Origin of the sequence: Streptomyces sp. NRRL F-6492 (assembly GCF_001280125.1) — a bacterium.
In the GTDB taxonomy this organism is placed as follows: domain Bacteria; phylum Actinomycetota; class Actinomycetes; order Streptomycetales; family Streptomycetaceae; genus Streptomyces.
The window spans coordinates 37,695-55,464 of record NZ_LGEG01000228.1 but is presented as its reverse complement, the minus strand read 5'-3'; the positions used below and the strand labels follow the sequence as shown (position 1 = coordinate 55,464).

Below are 17,770 nucleotides of genomic sequence, written 5' to 3'. Positions count from 1 at the left end.
GGCGGGGGCCGTCGGTCCGGCCGAGGCGGTGGCCGTCGGTCCGGCCGAGGCGGTGGGCCCCACCGGGTCCGCGGACTGCGACGGCTCCCCGGGCTTCGACGGCTCCTCGGACTTCGGCGGCTTCGTGCTCTTCACGCCCTCCGTGCTCTTCGGCGGTTCGGCGGGCGCGGCCGGGGCCGTGGTCCCGGGCGGCGCGGTGGGCCCGGGGGGCTCGGTGGAGCCGGACGGCTCGGCCGGCTCGACCGGGGCGTCCAGGGCGTCCGGGTCGGTAGGGCCGATGGTCAGGCGGTAGTCGCCGGAGTCCCCGATCCAGTCCCCGTCCGCGCCCCGGCGCTGGACGATCGCCGCGTTGACCAGGACCTCGCCGGGGGCCGCCCCCGCGCCGAAGGCGAGCCGTACGGGGACGGTGAGGGTCTCGCCGGCGGGGACGGCGAAGCCGCCGAAGTCGGTGAACACGCCCACGTTCTCGGCCTCCGAGGTCTCCTCGAAGGCCACGGGGTGCCAGCGCGCGGCCCCGGCGTCGTAGAACTCGAAGCGGATCTGCTCCGGCCGCAGGACCCGGTCGCGGTCGGTGAGGACGAGCACCGGGTGGATCCCGGAGCAGGGCGACCCGGTGGTGTTCGTGAGGTCGAGCCGCCAGCCCTGGAAGGGGCCGCCCGCCGTGTAACCGGCCGGGCCGCCGTGGATGCGGGTGTCGAGCGGGAAGGCGTCGTCGTCCGGGACGCCGCAGCCGGGGACGGGCGGGTCGGGGGCGGGGACGGCGGGGAGCCGCGGGGGGCCGGGGGGGTCGGGGGCGGCCGCGCCCGGCCCGGGGGCCGTCGCCGCCGGGGTCGGGGCCGAGGTCGCCGTCGCCGTCGCCGGGACGGGGGCCGCGAGCGCGAAGGGAGCCGCCACGGCGGTCGCCACGGTCACGGCGCGGACGCTGCGCAGTCGCAGGGGTACGGATGCCATGGTGCCGGTGCCTTTGCTGATCGCGGGCAGGGGGACGGCCGCGACGCTGCCACGCGGGAGGGGGCGGGCCGGGCAGCGACACCGGGCGCTCCTCCGGAAGGGGCGAGAATCCGCCCGATCAGCCTACTTTCCGATCATCGGATCGATCGGGCTCCATCGAGCCGGAGAGAGGGCCCGTCTACTTCCCGAAGACCGGCGCCAGGGTCAGCCACGCCGCGCCCTCCGCCACCGCGTCCCGTTCCGCGACGACGCCCACCGGGGCCGTCAGGCCGAGGCCGGCGAGGACCTCCCGCACCCCGTCCGCGAAGGCCTCCGGCGCGGCGAGCACCACCCGGCCGCCCAGGAGGACCTGGTCGATGTCGAGGAGCCGTACGAGATTGGCGGCGCCCGCGCCCAGGATCCGCGCGGCCCCGGCGAGTTCGCCGCGCGCGACCGCCGCCAGGCACAGGACCTCCAGGCAGCCGCGCCCGCCGCAGCCGCACGGCGGTCCGTCGAGCTGGACGGTCTGGTGGCCCAGCTCGCCCGCCCCGGTCCTGTCCCCGCGCAGCGGCGCGCCGCCGAGGACGAGGCCGGCGCCGAGGCCCGTGCCGAGGTGGACGTAGGCGAAGGAGGCGGGGGCGCCGGGGCGCAGGGCGAGGCCGAGGGCGGCGGCGTTGGTGTCCTTGTCGAGGACGACGGGGAGCCCGAGGCGCCGGGCCAGCTCCTCGCGGACCGGGTGGCCGGCCCACTCGGGGAAGCCCGTGACCCGGCCGGGCAGCCCGGCGCGGTGGTCCAGGGGCCCCGGCATGGCGACCCCGGCGCCGAGGACGGCCCGCTCCTCCCCGCCCTCCCGCAGCAGCGCCCGCACCTCCTCCGTCACCGCGTCCAGGACCGGCCCGGTCCCCGCCCCCAGGTCCACCGGGCGGCGGCGGAGGGCCACGGTCGTGCCCGCGAGGTCGGTCAGGAGGGCCGTCAGCTCGTCGCGGTCGAGGTGGACGCCGACGGCGTGCGCGGCGGAGGGCTCCAGGCGCAGGACCGTACGGGGCTTGCCGCCGGTCGAGGCGCGGTGGCCCGCCTCCGCCGCGAGGCCCTCGGCCCGCAGCCGCGCGGTGATCTTGCTGACGGCCTGCGGGGTGAGCCCGGTCCGCTCGGCCAGCTCCAGACGGCTGATCCCGGCCTCCCCCGCCCCGCGCAGCAGATCGAGCACGAGCGCGGCGTTGTGGCTGCGCAGCGCCGGTACGTTCACTCCACCCTGGTCCTTCTTCACTCCCCCATTGTCAGGGCGGCTTGCACTTCGGCAACAGCGTTGCTTAAGTGAGGCGCATGACTGGCACCGACTCCCCCCGCACCCCCCTCCGCGTCGGACTCGTCGGCTACGGCCTGGCGGGCTCCGTCTTCCACGCCCCGCTGATCGCCGCCTCCGGGGACCTCGCCCTCGCCGCCGTCACCACCGGCAACCCCGAGCGGGCCGCCGAGGCCCGCGCCGCCCATCCGGGCGTACGGGTGGCGGCGAAGCCCGAGGAGCTGTGGGCGCCGGGCGCGGAGGAGCTGGACCTGGTCGTCGTCGCCTCCCCCAACAAGACGCACGTCGAGGTCGCCACGGCCGCCCTGGAGGCGGGCCTGCCGGTCGTCGTGGACAAGCCGCTCGCCGGGACCGCCGCCGAGGCGCGCGGCCTGGCCGCCCTCGCCGAGGAGCGGGGCCTGCTGCTCTCGGTCTTCCAGAACCGCCGCTGGGACGGCGACTTCCGCACCCTGCGCCGCCTCCTGGACGAGGACGCGCTCGGCGAGGTCCAGCGCTTCGAGTCCCGCTTCGAGCGGTGGCGGCCGAAGCCCAAGGGCGGCTGGCGCGAGTCAGGGGCGCCGGAGGAGATCGGCGGGCTCCTGTACGACCTGGGCAGCCACGTCGTGGACCAGGCCCTCGTCCTCTTCGGCCCGGTGGTCTCGGTGTACGCCGAGTCGGACGTGCGCCGGCCGGGCGCCGAGGCCGACGACGACACCTTCCTCGCGCTCACCCACGCGAACGGGGTCCGCTCCCACCTGTACGTGAGCGCCACCACCGCCCAGCTCGGCCCCCGGTTCCGGGTGCTCGGGCGGCGCGCGGGCTTCGTGAAGTACGGCCTCGACCCCCAGGAGGCCGCCCTGCGCGACGGGCTGCGGCCCGGATCCGGGGGCGCCGCCTGGGGCGCGGAGCCGGAGGAGCTGTGGGGCCGGCTCGGCGCCGGCAAGTCGCCGCTGACCGGCGGCGGGACCCCGGTCGAGTCGCTGCCCGGCGACTACCCGGCGTACTACGCGGCCGTCGCCGCCGCCCTGCGCGGCACCGGCCCGAACCCGGTCACCGCGCACGAGGCCGCCGACGCGCTCGACGTCCTGGAGGCGGCGCGGCGGTCGGCCCGCGAGGGGATCACGGTGGCGCCGTGAGCGGCTCGGAGGTGGAGGAGCTGGCGGCGCAGGAGGCCCGGCTGGTCCTCCCCCGCTTCACGTACGAGGACGCCTGGACGCTCGGGACGCTGCTCGTCTCCCTGGCCCGGGAGCGGAAGGCGCCCGTGGCGGTCGACGTGCGGCGCGGGGCGCAGCAGCTGTTCCACTGCGCGCTGCCGGGGTCCAGCGCGGACAACGACGCGTGGATCGACCGCAAGCGGCGGGTGGTCGAACGGTACGGCGAGAGCTCGTTCCTGGTCGGGGCCCGGTTCCGGGCCAAAGGGACGACGTTCGAGGCGTCCTCGCGCCTCGACCCCGACCGGTACGCCGCCCATGGCGGGTCGTTCCCGATCGGGGTCGAGGGCGCGGGGGTGATCGGCTCGGTCACGGTCTCGGGGCTGCCGCAGGCCGAGGACCACGCCCTGGTCGTCGAGGCGCTGGAGCGGCTGCTCAGTTCGTGCGGCGCCGACGCCGGCTGATCATCACGAGGACGCCGCCGCCGAGGGCGAGGACGACCGCCATGGCACCCATGACGATCTTCCCGTTGCCGGCACCGGTCTCGGAGAGCTCGCCGTTCGCACCGTGGTGGTTGCCGCCGGAGTCGCCGTAACCACCGGTGGAGCCGTGCCCGCCGGAGCTGCCGGTGCTGCCGGAACTGCCGTGCCCGCCGGTGCCGTTGGAACCGCCGGAGGCACTGTGGCCGCCGGGACCGCCAGATCCGCCTGATCCGCCGGGACCGCCGGTACCACCGGAGTCACCGTGCCCGCCGGACCCGTTGGAACCGCCGGTGTCGTCGCCGTAGCCGCCGTCACCACCACCGCTCGTGTGGTCGGTGGGGGTCGGGGTCGGGTCGGTCGGGGTGGGCGTCGGGTCCGTGGGCGTGGGAGTCGGATCCGTCGGCGTAGGCGTCGGATCCGTAGGCGTCGGGGTCGGATCCGTGGGGGTCGGCGTCGGATCCGTCGGCGTGGGAGTCGGGTCCGTCGGGGTCGGCGTCGGATCGGTCGGCGTAGGTGTGGGATCCGTCGGAGTCGGCGTCGGATCCGTGGGGGTCGGGGTCGGATCGGTCGGCGTAGGCGTCGGATCGGTCGGCGTAGGCGTCGGATCCGTCGGCGTAGGCGTAGGCGTGGGCGTCGGCGTCGGGTCCGTGCAGGACGGCAGGTCCCCGTTGAACGGGTAGGCGTGCATCTCCTGTCCACCGCCGCCGGTCGTCTCCGACGCGTGCGTCAGGTTGCCGGTGGCGAAGAAGCGGCCGTTCGTGCCCGGCATGGTCACGGTCGCCGTGCTGGCCTGGTTGCCGATCAGGACGCTGCCCGCGAACTGGGCGGTCCCCTCGAACTTCACCGCCGTGGCGTCCGGGAAGTTCCACAGGACCCGCTCGCGCAGGCCGTTCGGCAGCTGGTTGATGTACGTGTCGACGGTGCGGTCGGCGCCGTAGACGTTGACGAGGACGGTCGCCCCGGCCGGGACGCCCTCGAAGCGGATGTTCTGCTGCCCGCCGCTCGCGGACTCCAGGTCGAAGCCGACGTCGAAGACCTGGAGGTCCGAGGTGCCGTCGCCCGTGAAGAGGGTCTCCATGCCGCTGTTGGCGGCGGTGCCGGTGGTGGCGCGGTGGGCGCCGCCGACGTAGGCGTAGCACTGGCTCGCGTCGCTGAGCCGGTCGCGGAGCGAGACGTACGGGGCGGCCGCGTCGTCGTCCTGCACCGGGTCCGGGAGCACCGTGCCGGAGAGCGCGCCCCCGTAGCGCGTGACGCCGCTGACCGTGCCCTCGCTGGTGAGCAGGCGCTGCCCGGCGGCGACCGTCACGTCCTCGCCGACGGTGAGGAAGTCGGTGCCGTTGACGGGCGGGACGCGGGACCCGGCGCCCACGATCCCGACGTTGTAGACGGCGGAGGCACCCACGCGCTTGTTCATGTCGAAGCCGCCCAGGACCACGACCTTGCCCTCGGCCTCGGCCGCGGCCTCGCGGACGAGGAAGTCGCCGCCGACGAAGATGTTGATGTTGTTGTCCCGGTACTGGACGGGAGCGCTGTTGAGGTCGGGGTACGCGGCGGGGCAGTTGCCCGGCAGGCAGGGACCGAGGCCGCCCGGGAGCGGGTCGGCGTGGCCGGTGACGGCCAGGGTGCCGACGAGGGCGGTGGCCGCGACCGTGGACGCGGCGATGAGGGCGAGGCGGCGCCGATCCCGCCCTCGCGCGTGCGAAATTCGTTCCATATCGGGCAATATGCAAAATAGGTATGAAAATGGCGACGCCCCACGCGGGGCGCCGCCCATTTCACAACGGAAGGGCCCAGGCGGGGACCCTTTCTGACGGTCTCGCAGCCCCCGTCACCCCCGCGACCCCGCGGCCCCGTCGCCCCTGCGGCCTCAGGCGCTCTTGAGCTCCTGGCGCTGCCTGCCGAGCCCCTCGACCTCCAGCTCGACCACGTCGCCGGGACGCAGGTACGGCTTGGGATCCGGCTGCCCCATGGCGACGCCGGCGGGCGTGCCGGTGTTGATGACGTCGCCCGGGTGCAGGGTCATGAACCGGCTGACGTACCGGACGACTTCCGCGACCGGGAAGATCTGGTCGGAGGTGTGGCCGTCCTGCTTCAGCTCGCCGTTGACCCAGAGCCGGAGGGAGAGCGCCTGCGGGTCGGGCACCTCGTCGGCGGTGACGAGCCAGGGGCCGAGCGGGTTGAAGGTCTCGCAGTTCTTGCCCTTGTCCCAGGTGCCGCCGCGCTCGATCTGGAACTCGCGCTCGGAGACGTCGTGGGCGACGGCGTACCCGGCGACGTGCGCGAGGGCCTGCTCGTCGGTCTCCAGGTAGCGGGCGGTGCGGCCGATGACGATCGCGAGCTCCACCTCCCAGTCGGTCTTCACCGAGCCGCGCGGTACGAGCACGGTGTCGTCCGGGCCGACGACGGTGTCGGCGGCCTTGAGGAAGACGACGGGCTCGGCCGGGGTGGCCTGGCCGGTCTCGGCGGCGTGCCCGTGGTAGTTCAGCCCGATGCACACGACCTTGCCGATCCGGCCGACGGGCGGGCCGACGCGCAGCCCGGTGGCGTCGAGCGGGGGCAGCACCCCGGCACCGGCCGCGGCGCGGATCCGGTCGAGGGCCGCGGCGTCGGAGAGCAGGCCGCCGTCGACGTCGTCGACGAGGGCGGAGAGGTCGCGGAGGGTGCCGCCCTGGTCGAGGAGGGCGGGACGCTCGGCTCCGGGCGGGCCGACACGCAGCAGCTTCATGGTCTTCTCCCTGTGGTCGAGGTGGGCCCGGGAGGGGCCCTGAGGTGCCCCGGCCGATGGAGTGCGGCCATCGGAGGATTGGTCGATCCTCCAAGAGAACGGGCCGCTCTGCAAGACCCCGCCCACGCAGTGGACCCTTACGCACGAGTAGCAACGGCGCCGCCGGACGTCTCGTCGGCCCGTACGCGGAAGAGGAGGGCCCGCTCGACGACGGTCCAGGCGGTGCTGGTGACGACGTAGAGGGCGGCGGCGAGCGGGACGACGGCGACCGTGATCAGGGTGGCGAAGGAGAGCAGCGGCATCACCTTGGCGATCGCGCCCGCGCCGGGGGTGGGCTGCCCGAGGTCGAGGGGCTGGGCGGCGAGCTGCCGCCTGGTGTGGCGGTAGCCGAAGGCGGCGACGGCGGTGACGAGCGCGAACAGGACGAGGTAGACCTGCCCGGCCGGGCCGAACGGGCCGCCGTGGGAGAGGGCGTCGGCCCAGCGGTCGCCGAGCGGGGCGGCGAAGAGGGCGTGCCCGGCCATCCGGTCGCCGGCGAACAGGTGGTACATGAGGAGGAAGGCGGGGGCCTGGAGCAGGCTGGGCATGATGCCGGCGAAGGGGGAGACCTTCTCCTTCGCGTGCAGGTCGAGCATCGCCTTCTTGAGCCGCTCGGGGTTCTGGGCGTGCTTCTCGCGGAGCGCGGCGAGCTGCGGGGCGATGCGGGTGCGGGCCTTCTGGCCGCGGGCGGCGGCCCGGGAGAGCGGGTGGACGGCGAGCCGTACGAGCGCGGTGAAGAGGACGATCGCGGCGGCGGTGGCGGTGGTGGCGAAGAGCGGCTGGAGCAGCTCGGCGAGCCGCTCGACCAGGGCGGCGAAAAGGGACATGAGGTCGGACATGGGGGAGCCCTCCGTGGGGTCTCGTCGTGCCGGGGAGAGGTGCGTTTCTCGGCATGACGGATCCGCGCGGGGGATTTCCGGGGGTGTGCGGGAGCTCCCTACGCGGCCGTCGGGAGGGGACGGCCGGGAGCCCGGGGTCTGCGGCGGCCCGCGGCGTCGGGGTCGCGCTGCGGCAGGAAGGCGGTGCGCCGCTCGCGGTCGCGCAGGGCGGTGCGGACGGCGGTGGGCGGCACGGCCGGAGCCGTACGGGCGCCGGTCAGGGCGCGGACGAGGGTGGCCGCGGCCAGGGCGAAGGCGGCGGAGACACCGGCTCCGGCGAGGGCGCCGGCCCCGTCGGACAGGAGCAGTCCGGTGAGGGCGAGCAGGAAGAGCAGCGGCGCGAAGACCCGTGGGGCCGGGATCCTGCCCGTCATCCCGTCACCTCCTCCGTACCGCCGGCTTCCCTGGCATGAAGACGCACGGCGGAACGGGGAAGTTCCCGCGGTCTCCCGCCCCGTACCCGACGTCCCGCGCTCAGGCGGTCTCCAGGGGTACGAGAAGGCGCCGGGGCTTCAGGAGGGCGCGGCCGACGGGGTCGGCGGGGTCCGGGTCGAGCCCGGCGCCGGGCCGCATCTCGACGTCGGCGGGCGGGACGGGGAGGCGGCAGGCGGGGCACGCGCCGTGCGGGTCGAGTTCGGTGCCGCAGTCGGCGTGGTGGAAGCGGCGCATCGGCAGGGTGCCGGGGAGCTCGGTCCGGGCCCAGGAGCCGAGCGACCACAGGACGGGCCAGAGGGCGAGGCCGCGCCCGGTGAGGACGTACTCGTCGCGCGGGGGCGACTCCCGGTAGCGCCGCCGTTCGAGGACGCCGACCTCGACGAGGGCCTGGAGGCGGGCGGCGAGGACGGCGCGGGGGGCGCCGAGGTGGGCGAGGAAGTCGCTGTAGCGCCGGACGCCGTAGAAGGCGTCGCGCACGACGAGGAGGGTCCAGCGCTCGCCGACCACTTCGAGGGCGCGGGCGATGGAGCACTGCTGCTGGGCGTAGTCCTTGCCGAGGGCCATGGGATCCATCGTACCGAACGGGGTTCGCTGAACGAACCGACCTGATACCTTTAGTTCGTTCACCGAACCGACTGATCGGCCGACAGGTGGAGGCCCCGCCGTGCCCCGACGAACGCCCTACGCCCCCACGTCCCCTCCCTCCCCGCCCCCCGAGGGGCGGGCGGGCGCCGCCACCCTGGCCGTGACGGCGACGGCGACGGCCGTGGCGCTGATGAACTACACGGCCCCGATGCCCACCCTCCCCGCCGTGGCGGCCGCCTTCGGGACCCCTCCCTCCGCCCAGGCCTGGCTGCTCAACGGCACCCCGCTCGGCCTCGCGGCCCTCCTTCTGATGGCCGGCGGCCTCGCCGACGCGTACGGCCGGCGCCGGGTCTTCCTCCTCGGCACGCTCGCCCTCGGCCTCACCACCGCGCTCGGCGCGCTCGCCGGGTCCACGCTCGCCTTCACGGCGGCCCGGATCGCCCAGGGCGCGGCGAGCGCGGCCGTCCTGGCGGCCAGCCTGGGCCTCCTCGCCCACGCGTACCCGGCGGGCCGGGACCGGATCAGGGCGACGGGCACATGGGGCGCGTCGGTCAGCGGCGGCATCGCCCTCGGCCCCCTCCTGGCGGGCGCGCTGAGCCTGGCGGACTGGCGACTGGCGTACGGAGCACTCGGGGCGGGCGCCCTGGTGACGGCGGCGGCGGGAGCGCGATGGCTGCCGAAAACGACGACGGCGACGACGACGGCGGCCACGGGCAGGGCCGGGACCCCCCGCCCGGACGTCACGGGGGCCTTGGTCCTCGGCCTGGCCCTGGCGGCGCTGCTCACGGCGCTCACCCTGGGCAGGGACGGCTGGCTGCGCCTCCCGGTGGCCCTCCTGCTCCTGGCCTCGGCGGCCCTGACGGCCCTGTTCGCGGCGGTGGAGACCCGGCGGAAGAACCCCATGATCGACCTGGCGCTGCTGCGGCGGCCGGTGTTCCTGGCGTCGACGCTCGGGGCGCTCTTCACGGGCCTGGCGGTGATCGGCCTGTTCAGCGTGGTGCCGACGCTGCTCCAGGCCGGCGCCGGGATGACACCGCTGGGCACGGCCTGGCTGTTCCTGCTCTGGTCGGGAACGTCGTTCGTGGCGGCCCTCCAGACCCGCCGCCTGGCGGCCCGGCTCTCCGCCGCGCACCAACTGACCCTGGGGTTCACCCTGTCGGCGGTGGGAGTACTGACGTTCCTGGGGGCCCTTGAGGACCACGCGGGCGCGTGGCGCCTCCTCCCGGGCCTGCTGGTGGCGGGCGCGGGCAGCGGCCTCCTGAACGCGGCGCTCCCCCGGCTCGCGGTCGACTCCGTACCGCCGGAGCGGGCGGCGATGGGCTCGGGCGCCAACAACACCGCCCGCTACATCGGCTCCTCGGCGGGAGTGGCCCTGACGCTCGCCCTGGCGACGGCGGGCCCGGACGCGGCGCTCGTGGCGTCGGCGGCGCTGGCGCTGACGGGAGCGGCGCTGACGCTCGTCCTGGCGGGGAGGAGGTAGGCGCTCCGAAAGAGAGATCGCCCACTCCCGGCGAGGGGATACCGGCCGGAGGAGGGAAACCCCGCAGGTGAGGCCGGACGGCCGCACGGCGCCTCCCCCTCCCTCCGGGGGCACGACAAACGCCGACGCGCCAACTCTCCGGGGCCGTACAGCAGTACGGTGGGACGCATGCGCCCCGACACGCCTGCCGCCCACACCGCCGAAGCCGAGCGCCTGCTGCGCACCGCCGCGCAGTACCCGGGCGACCGGGAGCCCCTGTACCTCCGGGCGGCGGCCCACCTGGAACTGGCGGGCGACCGCCCGGGCGCGACGGCCCTCTACGACGACCTCCTGTCGTCCGAGCCCGTGGACCCGCACCTGATCAGGGCGCTGAAGGCGGCGAACCTGTGGGAGTACGGGCACGAGGCCGAGGCCCGGGCGATCATCGAGGGCCTCCGGGGCGCCCGGCCGTCGGACGCGGCGCCGTGGCAGATCGCGGCGGAGACGCTGGAGGCCCACGACGAGCTGGAGGCGGCGGAGTCGACCCTGACGGAAGCGGCGAGACTCCTGCTGACCACCCCGGACGACCTCCCCCACGCGACCCGGTCCCTGATCACGACCCGGCACCGGGTCCGCCGCATGCTGGCGCTGCCGCACGACGACTGGGACGCCCTGGCGGACCGGCTGCACACGGCGGCGGTCCCGCTGGACGAACTGCACGACCCGAAGCGCCTCTGGTCCCTCGGCTCGGAGGACCCGGCGGAGCTGCGGGCCGAGATCGCCCGCCTCCGCTCCGAACTGGGCACCTACCGCACCGCCCTCTCCCGCCCCTTCCCGGTCGCCGTCCTCCACTGGCCGGAACCGGAACTGGACGAGCTCCTCGCGGCCTACCCGGAGCTGGAGACGGAGTACCCGACGTACGAGGCACACCTGACGGACATCGAGGCGTCCCTGCGCGAACTGGCGAGCGCCGGCACCCCCAACCTGGGCATCGTCCGCGCCACGGTCCCCTCCTACGAGGCCTTCGCCGCCTCGGAATCCACCCGCCCCTCCAACGCGGACCTCCTCCCCCAGTACGCCACCACCCTGGCCGCCCGAGGCCGCGCCACGACGTGGCCGCCGGCACGGGGGGCGGAGTGCTGGTGCGGGTCGGGGGAGACGTACGGGAAGTGCCACGGGTCGGAGTGACGTCCGACCGGTCCGGCAGAATGCAGGTGCGGCTCGGAACGGGGGTACGGGGAGTGCCACAGTGCGGAGTGATCCGGGTCGCGCATCGGGCGCGGACACATCCGGGGAGCTGACAGCAGTGCAGGAATCCTTCCTTCCTTTCGACATCGCGGCCGCGCAGAACGTGGGAACCCGGCTCAGCCGCTCCTCGGAACCTGACGCCGCTGTCTCCGAGGTGGCCGCCTGGCTGGAGCAGCGCCAGGCGGCCCAGGTCATAGGAGACTCGATCCGGCAGGCATTCGACGAAGTCCTGGACGGTCAGCGCACCGGCCGCTTCGACATCGACACGCTGGAGAAGACCGAGAAGACCTACCTCGGCACCAAGGTGGAGATCATCCTGAGGAGCGCCTTCGGCCTGGGCCGCGGCCGGAGCATGGACTACGTGATCGCCGGCCATGAGGTCGACTCGAAGTTCACCGTCGGGCAGAACTGGACCATTCCGTCAGAGGCCGACCGGCACATCTGCCTTCTCGTCTCCGCCAACGACCGGAAAGGTGAATTCGCCGCGGGGGTCCTGCGCATCAGCGACGACGTGCTGAACCCCGGCAGGAACCGGGACGGCAAGCGAACGCTTTCGGCATCGGGGCGGAATGCCGTCCTCTGGATCGCCAACCGGGCGAAGCTCCCGGAGAACATCCTTCTCCACACCAGCCAGGCCGACCGGGAAGCAATCTTCGGAGCTGGCGGGGGAAGAAGCGGACAGCTGCGTACCGACGAGCTGTTCCGGCGGGTTCAGGGACGAGTCATCAACCGGAACACCGTTCTCACCGTCGCCCGACAGGACGACAGCCCCAAGCGGGTCCGCGACGCCCGGACCAAGCTGCGCTCTGAAGGCATCGCCGTCCTCGGGCACCTGAATCCGCACCCGCAGATCGCCCAGGCACTCGGCCTCGACATTCCGGGAAAGGGATCGTGGCTCTCCACGCCCCTCACTCAAGTCGGCCCCGAAAGCAGCCGGGCCAAGGCCGAAATCAACGGACTCTTCTACGCTGTCCCCCTCCCTGGGGAACAGCCGACCGTCCCCGCGCCGCTGTAGGGGCCGCCAGCACCATGGACGATCCGCGCCAGAAGGACACCCGCCCGCCGGCCGGGGAGCCGGAGCTCCCGCCGGGCTCCTGGGCCTCATCCGCCGCCCGCCGACGCAATATGCAGGCCATCCGCAGCCGCGACACGAAACCGGAGCAACTGGTCCGGAGGCTGCTGCACGCCCAGGGGCTGCGCTACCGCGTGGCCGCCAGGCCGGTGGCCGACCTGCGGCGGACGGCGGACATCGTCTTCCGGCCGGTGAGGGTCGCGGTGTTCATCGATGGGTGCTATTGGCATGGATGTCCCGAGCATTACGTGCCGCCCAAGACGAATCCTGGCTACTGGTCGGACAAGGTCGCCGGCAACATGGCCCGCGACCGGGACACGGACGCGCGGCTGCTGGAGGCGGGATGGACCGTCCTCCGCTTCTGGGAGCACGAGGCACCCGCCGAGTGCGCCCTCCGGATCGCCGCCGAAGTGGAGAAGCGCCGTGCCTGTGCCCGTGCGGAGAAAAAGGGCACGGACACAGGCATGGACACGCCTTGATCAGGACTGCTGCGCGTCCCGCTCCCGGGCGGCCTTGAGGACCTCCATGATCGAGCGGCCCACGGCCTCGGCGACCGGCGGCGGGAAGGCGTTGCCGACCTGCCGGTACTGAGCCGTCTTGCCCCCGTCGAAGATCCAGTCGTGCGGGAAGCCCTGGATGATCGCGGCCTGCTCGACCGTCAGCATCGGGCCGTCCGCGCCGAAGAGGTCACGGTCCGCCGAGTTCTTCTTCTCGGCGGTCTCGGCGTCATTGGCGACCCCGAGGCCCGACACGCCCAGCTGCTTCCAGGCCGCCTTGGCCCGGCTCGGACCGAGGTCAGCACCGCCGTGCTTCTTGGAGCCGCCCACGAGCGTGGGCGCGATGCCGGCACTGCCCTTGGCCCTGAGCTCCGCGTGCCGCTCCGACGCCTTCCGGTGCCACTTCTCCAAGGCATCCCGCGCTTGCTGCTCACGGACGCCGCCGTAGTGGGCGGCATACCGCGCCTCCATCGACGCTTTCAGCGCCTCCGCGACGCTGAACGGCTCCTCGTGCGTCGACGTGGGCCACTCGTACTTCACGTCCTTCAGGACGTCTTCCCGGATGGCGACGAGAATCGCACGCGGCCGGAGCTGCGGGACCCCGAAGTTACTGGCCTCCAGAAGACCCCAGTGACAGACCCGGTAATCCATTCCCTCGTCGGTGACGACGGTCCCATCTACCTCGCGGTATGAGCCTCCCGCGAGCCTGGCCCTAATGTAGTCCCGGTAGTCCTCGAATTTGGGGTCCAGAATGCCCCGTACGTTTTCAATCATGACCGCCCGGGGCCGGAGCTTTTCCACGAGATAGAGCATGCGAGGGAAGAGATCCCTCTCGTCGTCCCTGCCGAGCTGCTTCCCGGCGTGCGAGAACGGAGGGCACGGTACGCCGCCGGCCAGGAGGTCCAGCTCACCCGGCTGGAGCGGCACCCCGTCCCGGCTGATGGTTTCGAGAGGCTCGAAGTCCGTCACGTCCGAGTGTCGGAGGTCACAGTGGCGTAGCTCCCACGCCCAGTCCGGCCGCGTCTCGATGTTCCGCCGCAGCGTCTCCCTGGCGTGCTTGTCGATCTCCACGAGTGCGAGGTGCCGGAAACCCGCGCGGTGCAGGCCGATGGCCTGTCCGCCGGCTCCAGCACAGATCTCGATCGAGGTGAACTCCGATTCAGTGCTGGCCATGCACCCTCCTTCGTACGCGAACCCCGGCTGGCGCCTTGTGCCACCAGCCATCACAGAGGGTGACAGACCCCACTGACAATGCGCCTCACTAGCCGACAGCGCCCACATAAGTGTGCGGCATCAGGCACGGGTGTCTCACCCTGCCCAGGCGGATCGGGAGCGTACTCCTCGTGCAGCGCCCACGGTCGGCTAACCCGGCGTCCCCCTGAGCAGAGTGAGGATCAGGATGCCGAGGGTGAGCGCGCAGGCGAAGGCTCCGGCTCCCCGGCGGACCGACACGGACACCGTCTGCCCGTCACCCCTGGCGAGGGCGAAAGCGCCGGCGGCGATAGCGGCCGAGAACAAGACGGCGAAGCCGATCCCAACGATCAGGGCCAGCGAAATGTGCAGCATGAAGGGACTCCTGTACGGCGTGAGTGAGGAGGCGGTCCGGAACCGGGCGCCACAGAGACCGGAGCGGCGACTTCGCCCTACTCCGTGCTGGTGTTCTTCGGAGATGCCCCGAGGGCTGTCGGCTACCGCACCAGGCTGGCCTCCGCGGGAAGGCTGGCGCGCATGACGAGCTCGGCGGAGCTGCCGAGACCGGCGCCCATCAGGGCCAGGGCGAGCCGCATCGTGGCGTCCGGGCCGCGCTGTCCGTCGGCGAGGAGCAGCGCCTCGGCCAGGTCCGTGTCGCCGGTGGCGTGGAGCGCGGCGACGGCGGCGCAGAACTCGGCCTCGCTGAAGGTCCTGCTGGCCGACCAGGCCGTACCGACGAGGTGCCGGAGGTCCTCCGACGCCCGTGCCGCCCGCAGGATTCCCAGGGTTTCACCCACCGCGCCGCTCTCGGCGATCTCCGGCTTCTCCTGGTCCCTCCGGTCAAGCGAGTTCCCCGGCGTCTCCGGGTTCTCCCCGTTCTCCAGCGGCCCGGCGTTTCCGGTGCTCTGCCGGTCCTGCGCCGGTCCCGTTGCCGGAACGGTGCCGGGGGCCGGGGCGTCCGTACCGGACACCTGCATCCCGTCAGGCAGTCTCCAGATGACGGATGCGGCGTGGGAGTCGCGGCTGAGCCGGTTCAGCCGCGCATACGCGCGCAGCTTCTCAAGAGCGGCCAAGGTCACCGGCTCGTCACCGGCTGAGTACTTCCGTGCCGCCGCGAAGAGGGCATGAAGGCGTGCCTGCCAGGGGATACGGCGGCCGATCCAGTAGTTGGACAGGGTGCTGGGCGCGATGCCCAGCTGCCGTGCGCGGACATGCTGCTTGGGGGACGTCATCGCGTTCACCAGCGCGCGGAACTCCGTGGCGAACTTGATGTCTTCGGGCGTGCACCCTTCCCAGAACGTTTCCCGCACTTGGCCCAGAGCGGCCATCGAACCTCCAGAGACGAACGTATTTGTCGAGCATTCAGTCTGACGCGATCATGCGCAGGCACAACCAGGAAGCAGGCGTTCCGCTGATCCGGGTGTTTGCGTTGAGGCAGGCTCCGTCTTCCGGTGTTTGCGTTTTCGCCGACCCCCGACGCCACGTGTTTGCGTTGGGCCGCAAACACCCGTAACAGCTTGATCTACTGGTCGGCGCCCGCTTCCAATGGGAGGCAAACGGATCCGGGCGCCGGCGTCCGTACGCGGACGCAGACCCCTGGTCGGCCTTAAGGAGATCATCGTGGTGGACACCGACATTCCCTCGTGGCGGACCAGCACGCAGGGGACCATGGTCCGCTGCGCGCTCTGGCTCGTCACCGAGGTCGGCGTGGGTTCGGTCTTCACCAAGACCCAGCTGCGCGAGGCGTTCCCGGAGACCTCGCAGATCGACCGCCGCATGCGGGACCTCCGGGTGCACGGCTGGGTGATCGCGACCAATCGCGAGGACCCCACCCTCTCCCCGCACGAGCACCGGTTCGTCGAGCGGGGAGCCGAGGTCTGGAAGCCCGGCCAGGCGCGGGTCAAGCCGGCCGCCGCCGGCATCAGCGCTCCGCAGCGCCGTGAGATCCTCGACCGGGACGACCACCTCTGCCGGGTGTGCGGCATCGCGGCCGGCGAGGCGTACGACGGCGGAGTCGAGACCGCCCAGCTGGACATCGCCCGGCGCGAGGTGCTGAAGCCGGGCGGGAAGACCGTCGAGCTGGTCATCGAGTGCCGGCGGTGCAGGATCGGCGGCCGGGGCCGGCAGACCGACGTGACGGACATCCTCGGCCGGCTGGCGAAGATGAGCGGTGTGGAGCGCGAGCTCTTCGCGCAGTGGGTGGCGGCCGACCATCGGGACTTCAGCACCATGGAGCGGCTGTGGGGTGAGTACCGCAGTCTGCCGGCGGAGTCCCGCGAGACGGTCCGCGCGGCGGTCAGACGGCCGTAGTGCACCGTGGCGGAGAGCTGGAAGGGAAACGGGCCGAGGCCCGGAGTTGAGGAGAATCGTGGGAATGCTGGCATTCGCTCTTCCGCCGAAGGGCCCGGAGAACACCGAGTTGGTCGCACGGCGGCTCCATGAGTCCACCGAAGCGAACAAAATTAGCGAGACCGTCACCGTGGAGTGGAACGGCCGTCCGATCCACGTCGGTGTCATCGACATGCCACTGCGCGACGTCTACTACAACCCGGCGACTCACCGCATCAGGGCCCAGCGCGACCACGACCCCGACCTCGCCCGCGGGCTGGAGTCGGATCCCTGGAGCGTGGAAAGCCAGGAATACCTCGACCGGCTGCTGAGGGGAAAGCCCGCCAACCCGGACGAGACGGACCCGGACTTCGAAGCGCTGCTGGAAAGCCTGCGCTCCGTCGATCAGCAGGAACCCGGGCTCATGACGCACGAGGGCATCCTCGTGAACGGCAACACGCGTGCCGCGGCCTTGCGCCGACTGGGGCGCGCCTCGATCCGGGTCGGCGTCCTTCCCTCTTCCTTCACCTGGGACGACATCAACGCGGTCGAGCTGACCCTTCAGCTGCGCCCCGACAAGCGCCGTGACTACTCCTACATCAACCGCCTGATCGCCATGGAGGAGCAGGAGCTGATGGGCCGGGAGGAGGCCGACATCGCCCGCGACTTCCACATCCAGCTCAAGACCTTCCGGCAGGAGCGGTGGATCCTCGGAGTGATCCGGGACATGATCGAGCGCAGTGCCACGCCGGAAGGCGCCCAGCTCGGCCTCTCGGACTTCGAGGGCCACCAGGAGAACCTGAAGGAACTGCACCGTACGTACGAGAAGGTGCGGGCTTCGAGCCAGGAAAAGGCCGAGCGGGTCAAGGAGAACCGGATCGCGGCCATCATCCTGGACTTCGCCAAGACCAGGACCCGTGTCATCGGGGAGGACTTCCAGGGGACCTACCTGGAGGGAAGCCTGCCCACGCTGTTCGAGGCCGCTGGTTCCAGCGGGAAGAGCACGGCCGAACCGGCCGGAATCTCCATCCCCGGTCTGTCCGTCACCGTAGCCCCGCCCTCGGACCCGGTCATCCGGGCCCGGGCCGTGACCGACCAGATCCTCCAGGCCCGCGCCACCTGGTCCTCCCGCAACGTTCCGGACACCGTACGCGAGGCCGCCCAGCGCGAGATCGCCGAAGCCCGCAAGGGGATGCGCCGCGCGCTGGACGAGGCGGAGCGGGACGACCGGCTCAGGAAGGTCAGGCAGACCACCGCGGAGCGTCTCGACGACGCGCGCGCGTCGATCGACCAGAGCGTGAGCGATCTGGTGCAGGCGCTCGGCAGCAACAGCCTCGACGAGGCGAGTTTCGACAGCGCGCTGCTCAGGGTCCGGAGCAGTCTCGCGAAGCTGGCCCGCCAGGCCAGCCGTGGTGTCAGCACGCGCGGCGAGGGCGTCAGCTGGCTGATCAAGGCGAGCGAGGACTGA

Annotated in this window: 18 protein-coding genes; 8 read left to right on the top strand and 10 right to left on the bottom strand. The window is 72.9% G+C overall.

From position 1 onward, the window contains the following. Positions 1-951, bottom strand: a 951-nt coding sequence (locus tag ADL08_RS35810; protein ID WP_159048503.1) for a hypothetical protein, incomplete at its 3' end; no start/stop codon positions are given. Between the two features lie 178 nt (positions 952-1,129). Further along, positions 1,130-2,197 carry an ROK family transcriptional regulator gene (locus tag ADL08_RS22290; protein WP_234352226.1) on the bottom strand — a complete coding sequence of 356 codons (1,068 nt, stop codon included), beginning with the start codon at positions 2,195-2,197 and terminating at the stop codon, positions 1,130-1,132. Between the two features lie 56 nt (positions 2,198-2,253). Between ADL08_RS22290 and ADL08_RS22285 the strand changes: the two genes are divergently transcribed. Both ADL08_RS22285 and ADL08_RS22280 read left to right on the top strand, forming a co-directional pair. Further along, positions 2,254-3,348 carry a Gfo/Idh/MocA family oxidoreductase gene (locus ADL08_RS22285; RefSeq protein WP_053645721.1) on the top strand — a complete coding sequence of 365 codons (1,095 nt, stop codon included), beginning with the start codon at positions 2,254-2,256 and terminating at the stop codon, positions 3,346-3,348. Continuing rightward, positions 3,345-3,827: a heme-degrading domain-containing protein gene (locus ADL08_RS22280; RefSeq protein WP_053645719.1), complete on the top strand. Its 483-nt coding sequence runs from the start codon at positions 3,345-3,347 to the stop codon at positions 3,825-3,827. Before ADL08_RS22285 ends, ADL08_RS22280 begins: the two co-directional genes overlap by 4 nt. Here ADL08_RS22280 and ADL08_RS22275 read toward each other — a convergent pair. The 5 genes from ADL08_RS22275 to ADL08_RS22255 form a co-directional block, all read right to left on the bottom strand. Beyond that, the gene (locus ADL08_RS22275; protein WP_053645717.1) at positions 3,799-5,559 is read right to left on the bottom strand and encodes a choice-of-anchor A family protein; all 1,761 of its coding nucleotides are present in this window, start codon (positions 5,557-5,559) and stop codon (positions 3,799-3,801) included. The genes ADL08_RS22280 and ADL08_RS22275 overlap by 29 nt on opposite strands. Before the next feature lie 153 nt (positions 5,560-5,712). Beyond that, positions 5,713-6,570, bottom strand: coding sequence for a fumarylacetoacetate hydrolase family protein (locus tag ADL08_RS22270; RefSeq protein WP_053645715.1), 858 nt, complete (start codon positions 6,568-6,570; stop codon positions 5,713-5,715). 137 nt (positions 6,571-6,707) lie between these two features. Beyond that, positions 6,708-7,448 carry a YidC/Oxa1 family membrane protein insertase gene (locus tag ADL08_RS22265; RefSeq protein ID WP_053645713.1) on the bottom strand — a complete coding sequence of 247 codons (741 nt, stop codon included), beginning with the start codon at positions 7,446-7,448 and terminating at the stop codon, positions 6,708-6,710. Positions 7,449-7,546: 98 nt separating this feature from the next. After that, positions 7,547-7,861 carry a DUF6412 domain-containing protein gene (locus ADL08_RS22260; RefSeq protein WP_053645711.1) on the bottom strand — a complete coding sequence of 105 codons (315 nt, stop codon included), beginning with the start codon at positions 7,859-7,861 and terminating at the stop codon, positions 7,547-7,549. A gap of 100 nt (positions 7,862-7,961) precedes the next feature. After that, positions 7,962-8,486, bottom strand: coding sequence for a winged helix-turn-helix transcriptional regulator (locus ADL08_RS22255; protein ID WP_078968337.1), 525 nt, complete (start codon positions 8,484-8,486; stop codon positions 7,962-7,964). 100 nt (positions 8,487-8,586) lie between these two features. On the opposite strand from ADL08_RS22255, the gene ADL08_RS22250 reads away from it, so the two are divergent. From ADL08_RS22250 to ADL08_RS22235, 4 genes are all read left to right on the top strand, one after another. Then, positions 8,587-9,987, top strand: coding sequence for an MFS transporter (locus ADL08_RS22250; protein WP_053645707.1), 1,401 nt, complete (start codon positions 8,587-8,589; stop codon positions 9,985-9,987). A 168-nt stretch (positions 9,988-10,155) separates the two neighbouring features. Continuing rightward, positions 10,156-11,154, top strand: coding sequence for an SEC-C domain-containing protein (locus ADL08_RS22245; RefSeq protein WP_053645705.1), 999 nt, complete (start codon positions 10,156-10,158; stop codon positions 11,152-11,154). Positions 11,155-11,272: 118 nt separating this feature from the next. Further along, positions 11,273-12,229: a NaeI family type II restriction endonuclease gene (locus ADL08_RS22240; RefSeq protein ID WP_053645703.1), complete on the top strand. Its 957-nt coding sequence runs from the start codon at positions 11,273-11,275 to the stop codon at positions 12,227-12,229. A 14-nt stretch (positions 12,230-12,243) separates the two neighbouring features. Then, positions 12,244-12,765, top strand: coding sequence for a very short patch repair endonuclease (locus ADL08_RS22235; RefSeq protein ID WP_078968335.1), 522 nt, complete (start codon positions 12,244-12,246; stop codon positions 12,763-12,765). Here the strand turns inward: ADL08_RS22235 and ADL08_RS22230 are convergent, their stop codons facing one another. The 3 genes from ADL08_RS22230 to ADL08_RS22220 form a co-directional block, all read right to left on the bottom strand. Then, positions 12,766-13,956, bottom strand: coding sequence for a DNA cytosine methyltransferase (locus ADL08_RS22230; protein ID WP_053645698.1), 1,191 nt, complete (start codon positions 13,954-13,956; stop codon positions 12,766-12,768). Positions 13,957-14,145: 189 nt separating this feature from the next. After that, positions 14,146-14,349: a hypothetical protein gene (locus ADL08_RS22225; protein WP_053645696.1), complete on the bottom strand. Its 204-nt coding sequence runs from the start codon at positions 14,347-14,349 to the stop codon at positions 14,146-14,148. 122 nt (positions 14,350-14,471) lie between these two features. After that, entirely contained in the window at positions 14,472-15,302 is an 831-nt protein-coding gene (locus ADL08_RS22220) for a hypothetical protein (protein ID WP_053645694.1), read from the bottom strand. A 292-nt stretch (positions 15,303-15,594) separates the two neighbouring features. Between ADL08_RS22220 and ADL08_RS22215 the strand changes: the two genes are divergently transcribed. Continuing rightward, on the top strand, positions 15,595-16,284 hold the full coding sequence (locus ADL08_RS22215; protein WP_420709631.1) for a hypothetical protein: 690 nt from the start codon (positions 15,595-15,597) through the stop codon (positions 16,282-16,284). A gap of 64 nt (positions 16,285-16,348) precedes the next feature. Then, entirely contained in the window at positions 16,349-17,770 is a 1,422-nt protein-coding gene (locus tag ADL08_RS22210) for a hypothetical protein (RefSeq protein WP_053645692.1), read from the top strand.

What these genes read in the sequence shown, in the direction of transcription:
- ADL08_RS22255 (WP_078968337.1), bottom strand. Translation starts at nt 8,486, where the DNA reads ATGGCCCTCGGCAAGGACTACGCCCAGCAGCAGTGCTCCATCGCCCGC.
- ADL08_RS22210 (WP_053645692.1), top strand. Translation starts at nt 16,349, where the DNA reads ATGCTGGCATTCGCTCTTCCGCCGAAGGGCCCGGAGAACACCGAGTTG.
- ADL08_RS22285 (WP_053645721.1), top strand. Translation starts at nt 2,254, where the DNA reads ATGACTGGCACCGACTCCCCCCGCACCCCCCTCCGCGTCGGACTCGTC.
- ADL08_RS22265 (WP_053645713.1), bottom strand. Translation starts at nt 7,448, where the DNA reads ATGTCCGACCTCATGTCCCTTTTCGCCGCCCTGGTCGAGCGGCTCGCC.
- ADL08_RS22275 (WP_053645717.1), bottom strand. Translation starts at nt 5,559, where the DNA reads ATGGAACGAATTTCGCACGCGCGAGGGCGGGATCGGCGCCGCCTCGCC.
- ADL08_RS22230 (WP_053645698.1), bottom strand. Translation starts at nt 13,956, where the DNA reads ATGGCCAGCACTGAATCGGAGTTCACCTCGATCGAGATCTGTGCTGGA.
- ADL08_RS22220 (WP_053645694.1), bottom strand. Translation starts at nt 15,302, where the DNA reads ATGGCCGCTCTGGGCCAAGTGCGGGAAACGTTCTGGGAAGGGTGCACG.
- ADL08_RS22245 (WP_053645705.1), top strand. Translation starts at nt 10,156, where the DNA reads ATGCGCCCCGACACGCCTGCCGCCCACACCGCCGAAGCCGAGCGCCTG.
- ADL08_RS22260 (WP_053645711.1), bottom strand. Translation starts at nt 7,861, where the DNA reads ATGACGGGCAGGATCCCGGCCCCACGGGTCTTCGCGCCGCTGCTCTTC.
- ADL08_RS22225 (WP_053645696.1), bottom strand. Translation starts at nt 14,349, where the DNA reads ATGCTGCACATTTCGCTGGCCCTGATCGTTGGGATCGGCTTCGCCGTC.
- ADL08_RS22235 (WP_078968335.1), top strand. Translation starts at nt 12,244, where the DNA reads ATGGACGATCCGCGCCAGAAGGACACCCGCCCGCCGGCCGGGGAGCCG.
- ADL08_RS22270 (WP_053645715.1), bottom strand. Translation starts at nt 6,570, where the DNA reads ATGAAGCTGCTGCGTGTCGGCCCGCCCGGAGCCGAGCGTCCCGCCCTC.